The sequence below is a fragment of the Burkholderia sp. Ac-20345 genome, from assembly GCF_017104825.1.
Classification (GTDB): Bacteria; Pseudomonadota; Gammaproteobacteria; order Burkholderiales; family Burkholderiaceae; genus Burkholderia; species Burkholderia lata_B.
In genome coordinates, this window is sequence record NZ_JAAGPO010000316.1 from 1 (window position 1) to 7,539 (window position 7,539).

The following is a 7,539-nucleotide window of genomic DNA, read 5'->3' on the forward strand; positions in this document are numbered from 1 at the left end:
GCCCGACGCGCCGGTGAATTTTTCGGCCATCGCCGGTTCGAGGCAGGTCGGCGTAAAGAACATCCATTGAAGGAAGCGGCCGCGCAGCGGATCGTCGGGCGCGACGCCAAGCCCGGCGCCCGGGCAGCGGTCGGCAAGATAGAGCAGCACGGCGCCCGATTCGGCGAACGGCACGCTGCCGTCGTCGAGCGCGGGCAGCTTGGCCATCGGGTTGACCTGCACGAACGCGTCGCTGCCCTGTTCGTGCGAGCGCAGGTCGATCGGCACGAGTTCGTACACCACGCCGAGTTCTTCAAGCATCCACAATGCCCGGAATGCCCGGGTCTTCGGCCAGTAGTAGAGCTTCATCGTGCCTCCGCGTTTGGGTGCAGCTGTCGGTCCGGTGGATGCTCAAGCGTACCCGAGCGCGGGAGGTTCGGACAGGGGCGCCCGGCTAGGGGCGCCCAGCCAGGGGCGGTCATCTGAGTGAGATGGCCGGATACGTTGTGTGTCGAACGTGAATCGGGCAGAAGACCGGGCAAAGCCCGATTCTATAAGAGTGTCAGTGATTAACTAGTTATACAAAAACTAGTTATAAATTTGGTGGGGCGCCGGTGTAAGCCAGCCTGACTCGTACTGCATCGCGGCGCCTGTAGCGCTCGTGCGCACGGCAACACCGGCATCCGGCCGCGATGGCCGATGCATCGCGAAACAGGGAAATCATGGGAGACAACTCACACATGGCAAACGACGATCGCACCACGATCATCCCGAGAAGAACGGCGGAATCGGCGGCGATGGTGGCCGAGGTCAGGCGGGCGATGGCGATCGCCGCGCGGATCAACCGCCTGACATTCGATGATGCCGCCGAGGTTCGTGCATTGTTCGGAGAACTGATCGGCACGCCGGTGGACGACGGCTTCGTATTGATCCCGCCGTTCCATGTGACGGGCGGCACCGGCATGAAGCTGGGGCGCAACGTGTTCGTCAACCAGAACTGCACGTTCTACGATCTCGGCGGGCTCGAGATCGGTGACGACGTGATGATCGGGCCGAACGTCAGCCTGATCACGTCGGGCCATCCCGTCGAACCTTCGAAGCGGCGCGACTTCGTCGTCGCGAAGCCGATCGTGATCGAACGGAACGTGTGGATCGGCGCCGGCGCGACGATCATCGGCGGTGTGACGGTGGGCGAGAACTCGGTGGTCGCGGCCGGGGCCGTCGTCACGCGCGATGTTCCGCCGAATGTGCTCGTCGGCGGTAATCCGGCAACGGATCATCCGGTCGATTGCCGGGTAACGCGACGCGCGAGTGCGTGCCCGTTCGATGCAGCCTGGCTGGACGGATGTGGATAACCTACCCCGAGGCGACTCGAAACGCTGTGCATTGGAATGGTGAGGGTGCCGCCGAGGCCGTCTGGACGGGGCTTTGCGGTGAATGCCCGATAGCCGTCGACGGATGCTCGGGCCGCTCCTGCAGATGTTCCGATGAAGGTCGCGCCGCGCGATCGGTTGTGGATATCCTCACACCGAAACGACTCGGCGCCCTGTGCATTTCACAGGTGAGGGTTACCGGATGATGCGTAATGCATGAAGCAGGTTGTGGACAACTCGCCCGCGAAACGAGGCGAAATGCTGTGGAATTCAACGGTGAGGGGCGGCGCCCGATCGGGCGACGCGCCTGTCCTGGCGCGGCTTTCCGATCTTTGCCGTAGTTCGGCGCGCCGCGCATTCTAGCCGAACGCGCGCATGCGTGGCGGAACCGCGCGTGCGCCGCGATGCCGATATCCGGTTCCAACTGCCGCCCGAAGGGCCGTGCATTTTAACGGTGAGCGCGTGCGCGTGGTCCGCAACGCGCTGATTTCTCTGCGCCCGCTGCGTTCGCAAGTGACTCGACACGCTGCATAACGCAAAGGTGAGCGTGAACATGCGATCGGTGGTCAGCGCGCCAGGATGCGATCATTCGACCACCGGCGCCGTCTGAAGCTTCGTGTATCTCAGGCTCGCACGCGAGCATGCGAACGAGGGCAACACGAGCGCCCATGTGGATATCCGGGCGCCGAAACGACTCGCGGCACTGTGCATTTGGACGGTGAGGCTCGGCACCCGATCGGCCGACGAGCCGCTTCCTGCATCGATTGCCGGCTGGTGACACCTTCCGCAGCGCGCATCCGTTGTTGCATCGGCTGATGCCCGTCCTTGTGGATATCCCGCGTCCCGGATCACTCGAAAGGCTGTGGTTTTCAACGGTGAGGGTGCCGGCGTGGCCGGCCGGCAATGCCGGATCGGGCGGGGATAACCGCCGTTGCAGACACTCGAAGCCCTGTGCATTTCAACGGTGAGAGCGCGCCCGCGATTGTGCAGCGTGCGTGTTCGGGCGTGCCTGTCCGACCGATAAATTCTCTCCCGCCCCAGTGAAATTCCGCGGTGGGTGCGAGCAGGCGATTATCCAGCATGCGCGTCCCGGCGTGCCTGTCCGGCGGGCAAACCCACTCGCGACCCAGTGAATTTCCACGGTGAATACTGGCAGGCGATTGAGCGGCATGCGCGTCCCGGCGTACCTGTCCGGCCGACAAACCCACTCTCGACCCAGTGAATTTCCACGGTGAATGCTGGCAGGCGATTGAGCGGCATACGCGTTCCAGCGTGCCTGTCCGGCCGACAAACCCACTCTCGACCCAGTGAATCTCCACGGTGAATGCGGGCAGGCGATTGAGCAGCATGCGCGTTCCAGCGTGCCTGTCCGGCCGACAAACCCACTCTCGACCCAGTGAATTTCCACGGTGAATACTGGCAGGCGATTGAGCAGTATGCGCGTTCCAGCGTGCCTGTCCGGCCGACAAACCCACTCTCGACCCAGTGAATCTCCACGGTGAATGTGGGCCGGCGATTGAGCAGCATGCGCATTCCGGCGTGCCTGCCCGGCCGACAAACCCACTCACGACCCCGAGTATTCGATCGGTGAAGGCGAGCCTCGGATCGACGCAGTACGCCGTCATCGATGTGGATATCCGCAGTTGAAACTCACTCGCCGCGCTGTGAATTTCAACGGTGAGTGCCAGCACTCAAGCGTGCTCGATGCCGATAACGGTGTGGACATCCCGGCCTCCACGCCACTCGAAACGCTGTGCAATCGAACGGTGAGCGCGCGAGCGCGGTCGGCCGAGGGCCACGTCATTGTGGACATCCCGACCCGCCGACCAATCGGAACGCTGTGCATTCCAATGGTGAGGGTCACCGCCTCCATCCGCTGAAACCCTTGTCACACGGGGCGCGAGCGTCGGCCGCCACCTGTACGGGCCGCCGGCGGGCAGTCGCGAGCTTTCCCGGAAAACGGCGCGCCCGCCCCGACACGTCGCTTATCCCCCCGGCCACCGTGCGCGAAAACTCACTCAAATCCCGGCAAAAAGCTGCGCAGTTTTTCTCACATAGGGCCGGCCCGAGCAAGATGAGAAAAAACATTCTCGGCTGCGCGCGAAAAAATAGAGCCATTCGCTGCCGCCAGTCACACGTCGTCCGACGCCCTGCCGCGCAGCCCAGAACAGCACAGCACAATCAGGAGACTTCCCCCCATGACCGCCCGCCTGCCTGTCGACGGCTCGCCTGCCCTGTCCGACTACCGCCTGACCGACAACCTGACCGCGACGCGCGGCCGGATCTTCCTGACCGGCACGCAGGCGCTGGTCCGCCTGCTGCTGATGCAGCGCACGGTCGATACCGAACAGGGGCTCAACACGGCCGGCTTCGTCAGCGGCTATCGCGGTTCGCCGCTCGGCATGGTGGACCAGCAGCTGTGGAAGGCGAAGAAGCTGCTCGACGCCGGCGGCGTGCGCTTCCTGCCCGCGATCAACGAGGAACTCGGCGGCACGGCCGTGCTCGGCACGCAGCGCGTCGAGGCGGACCCCGAGCGCACGGTCGAGGGCGTGTATGCGATGTGGTACGGCAAGGGGCCGGGCGTCGATCGCGCGGGCGACGCGCTGAAGCACGGCAATGCGTACGGTTCGTCGCCGCATGGCGGCGTGCTCGTCGTCGCAGGCGACGACCACGGCTGCGTGTCGTCGTCGATGCCGCACCAGAGCGACTTCGCGATGATCGCGTGGCACATGCCGGTCGTGAACCCGGCGAACATCGCCGACATGCTCGAATTCGGCCTGTACGGCTGGGCGCTGTCGCGTTACTCGGGCGCGTGGGTCGGCTTCAAGGCAATCTCCGAAACGGTCGAATCGGGCTCGACCGTCGACCTCGACGCGCTGCAGACGCAGTGGCCGGCACCGGAAGGCTTCACGCCGCCGACGGGCGGCCTGCACAACCGCTGGCCCGACCTGCCGAGCCTCACGATCGAGGCGCGCCTCGCCGCGAAGCTCGACGCGGTGCGCCATTTCGCGCGTACCAACAGCATCGACAAGTGGATCGCCCCGAGCGCGCAGGCGAACGTCGGCATCGTGACCTGCGGCAAGGCGCACCTCGACCTGATGGAAACGCTGCGCCGTCTCGACCTGACGGTGGCCGACCTCGACGCGGCCGGCGTGCGGATCTACAAGGTCGGCCTGTCGTATCCGCTCGAAATGACGCGCCTCGAAACCTTCGTCGACGGGCTTTCCGAAGTGCTCGTGATCGAGGAGAAGAGCCCCGTCATCGAGCAGCAGATCAAGGACTACCTGTACAACCGCGCGGAAGGCGCGCGTCCGCGCGTGCTCGGCAAGCACGACGCCGCCGGCGCCTGCCTGCTGTCCGAGCTCGGCGAGCTGCGCCCGTCGCGCATCCTGCCCGTGTTCGCCGACTGGCTCGCGCGCCACAAGCCGGCACTCGACCGCCGTGAGCGCGTGGTCGACCTGGTCGCGCCGCAGATCCTGTCGAACGAGGCCGACGCGGTGAAGCGCACGCCGTACTTCTGCTCGGGCTGCCCGCACAACACGTCGACGAAGGTGCCGGAAGGCTCGATCGCGCAGGCCGGCATCGGCTGTCACTTCATGGCGTCGTGGATGGAGCGCGACACGACCGGGCTGATCCAGATGGGCGGCGAGGGCGTCGACTGGGCCGCGCACGCGATGTTCACCAACACGAAGCACGTGTTCCAGAACCTCGGCGACGGCACCTACTTCCACTCGGGCATCCTCGCGATTCGCCAGGCCGTGGCCGCGAAAGCGAACATCACGTACAAGATCCTCTACAACGACGCGGTCGCGATGACGGGCGGCCAGCCGGTCGACGGCAGCATCTCGGTGCCGCAGATCGCGCGGCAGGTCGAGGCGGAAGGCGTGTCGCGCTTCGTCGTCGTGTCCGACGAACCGGAGAAGTACGACGGCCATCACGGCCAGTTCCCGACGGGCACGACGTTCCATCACCGCAGCGAGCTCGACACCGTGCAGCGCGAGCTGCGCGAGACGCCGGGCGTCACCGTGCTGATCTACGACCAGACCTGCGCGGCCGAGAAGCGCCGCCGCCGCAAGAAGGGCGAATTCCCCGACCCGGACAAGCGCCTGTTCATCAACGACGCGGTGTGCGAAGGCTGCGGCGATTGCGGCGTGCAGTCGAACTGCCTGTCGGTCGAGCCGCTGGAGACGCCGCTCGGCCGCAAGCGCCGCATCGACCAGTCGTCGTGCAACAAGGACTATTCGTGCGTGAACGGCTTCTGCCCGAGCTTCGTGACGGTCGAAGGCGCGGCGCTGAAGAAGGCCGCCGGTGCCGCATTCGATGAAGCCGCGCTCGCCGCGCGCGTCGATGCGCTGCCGGTGCCGGCGACGCACCTCGACGCGGCGCCGTTCGACATGCTTGTGACGGGTGTCGGCGGCACGGGCGTCGTGACGGTCGGCGCGCTGATCAGCATGGCCGCGCACCTCGAAGGCAAGAGCGCGTCGGTGCTCGACTTCATGGGCTTCGCGCAGAAGGGCGGCTCGGTGCTGTCGTTCGTGCGGATCGCGTCGAGCGACCGGTGGCTGAACCAGGTGCGCATCGACACGCAGCAGGCCGACGTGCTGCTCGCGTGCGACATGGTCGTCGGCGCGAGCGCCGAGGCGCTGCAGACGGTGCGTCACGAGCGTTCGCGGATCGTCGTCAACACGCACCGGATCCCGAACGCGTCGTTCGTGCAGAACCCCGACGCGAACCTGCATGCGGATGCGCTGCTCGAGAAGATGCACCACGCGGCCGGCGACGGCTACCTGTCGAGCTGCGACGCGCAGGCGCTCGCCGCGAAGTTCCTCGGCGATTCGATCGGCGCGAACATCCTGATGCTCGGCTACGCGTGGCAGCTCTGCCTCGTGCCGGTGTCGCTCGCGGCGATGATGCGCGCGATCGAGCTGAACAACGTCGCGGTGCCGATGAACAAGCTCGCGTTCTCGATCGGCCGGATGGCGGCCGGCGACGCGGCGGGCCTCGATGCGTTGTGGAACGCGCGCCACACGGTGGCCGCGCATGCCGCGCCGGAGACGCTCGCCGAACTGATCGCCGATCGCGAAGCGCGTCTCGACGCGTACGGCGGCGCACGCTATGTCGAGCGCTACCGTGCGCTCGTGAGCGCGGCGCGCGCGAAGGGCGACGATGCGCTCACGCGTGCGGTCGCGACGACGTTCTACCGGCTGCTCGCGGTGAAGGACGAATACGAAGTCGCACGGCTGTACACGGACGACGCGTTCCGCACGGCGCTCGAGGCGCAGTTCGAAGGCGTGCCGGGGCAGGCCTATCGCGTGAAGTTCAACCTTGCGCCCCCGACGGTCGCGAAGGCCGGCAGCGACGGCAGCGCGCCGAAGAAGCGCGTGTTCGGCCAGTGGATGTGGCCGGTGTTCGGCATGCTGGCGCGCGTGCGCAGCCTGCGCGGCACGTGGCTCGATCCGTTCGGCCGCACCGTCGAGCGGAAGATGGAGCGCGCGCTCGCCGACGATTACGAGACGACGCTCGCGCGTGCGTTCACGGTCACGACGGCCGGCAATGCGGCGCAGGTCGCGCAACTGGCCGACCTGCACGCACGCGTGCGCGGCTTCGGCCACGTGAAGGTGCGCAACCTGGCCGGCGTGAAGCGCGCGGAACGCGAGCTCGCGCTGCAGCTCGGCATCGAAGCGGCGACGAGCGCGGCCGTGCAGCATGCGCTCGACGAGATGAAGGGCGCGGGGATGCTGAAGGGGATTCCGGTCGTCGTCGCGAAGTAACGCGAACGCGGGCGGATGTGAAAACGGCGACGCTTATGCGTCGCCGTTTTTTATTGGGCGGCTGCTGCGTACAGGCAGCGGCCGGCCCTTCAGAGAATGCCTTTCTTGCGCGTCGACAGCGCGGTTTCCGACAGGTCGATCTCGCGGAGCAGCTTCGTCAGCGTCTCGTCGGAAATCTTGCTGTCGCTGCGCAGCCGATAAAGCGCGGAACGTTCCGCGCGCACCGCCGCGATCCGCATCTGCAGTTCCATCGTTTCGGCCTGCTTCGCTTCCGCGCGCGGCGTGGGGCCGTCCTCGGCCAGCGTCGCGAGGCGGCGGCGGTACTGGTCCATCACGCGTGCGGAGATATCCGCGCAGCGCGCGGCGCCCGATTCGTCGAGATCGGTCGAGATCGCGTCGTGCGACGAGTCGATCGC

General features: G+C 66.4%; 3 protein-coding genes and 2 pseudogenes. 3 read left to right on the forward strand and 2 right to left on the reverse strand.

Annotated elements, in window-relative coordinates:
- Positions 1-348, reverse strand: a 348-nt coding sequence (locus G3O06_RS45405; RefSeq protein WP_205819979.1) for a glutathione S-transferase N-terminal domain-containing protein, incomplete at its 3' end; no start/stop codon positions are given.
- Between the two features lie 371 nt (positions 349-719).
- Here G3O06_RS45405 and G3O06_RS45410 point away from each other — a divergent pair.
- The 3 genes and pseudogenes from G3O06_RS45410 (at position 720) to G3O06_RS45420 (ending at position 7,123) form a co-directional block, all read left to right on the forward strand.
- Positions 720-1,278 (forward strand): annotated as a pseudogene (locus tag G3O06_RS45410) (sugar O-acetyltransferase).
- 1,717 nt (positions 1,279-2,995) lie between these two features.
- Positions 2,996-3,232, forward strand: a complete 237-nt coding sequence (locus G3O06_RS45415; RefSeq protein WP_205819980.1) for a hypothetical protein — start codon at positions 2,996-2,998, stop codon at positions 3,230-3,232.
- A 318-nt stretch (positions 3,233-3,550) separates the two neighbouring features.
- Positions 3,551-7,123 carry an indolepyruvate ferredoxin oxidoreductase family protein gene (locus G3O06_RS45420; protein ID WP_205819981.1) on the forward strand — a complete coding sequence of 1,191 codons (3,573 nt, stop codon included), beginning with the start codon at positions 3,551-3,553 and terminating at the stop codon, positions 7,121-7,123.
- Between the two features lie 89 nt (positions 7,124-7,212).
- Here the strand turns inward: G3O06_RS45420 and G3O06_RS45425 are convergent.
- Positions 7,213-7,539 (reverse strand): annotated as a pseudogene (locus G3O06_RS45425) (Na+/H+ antiporter); the annotation flags it as partial.

Excerpts from the sequence above, each read along its gene's own strand:
- G3O06_RS45420 (WP_205819981.1), top strand. The coding sequence starts at position 3,551 with ATGACCGCCCGCCTGCCTGTCGACGGCTCGCCTGCCCTGTCCGACTAC.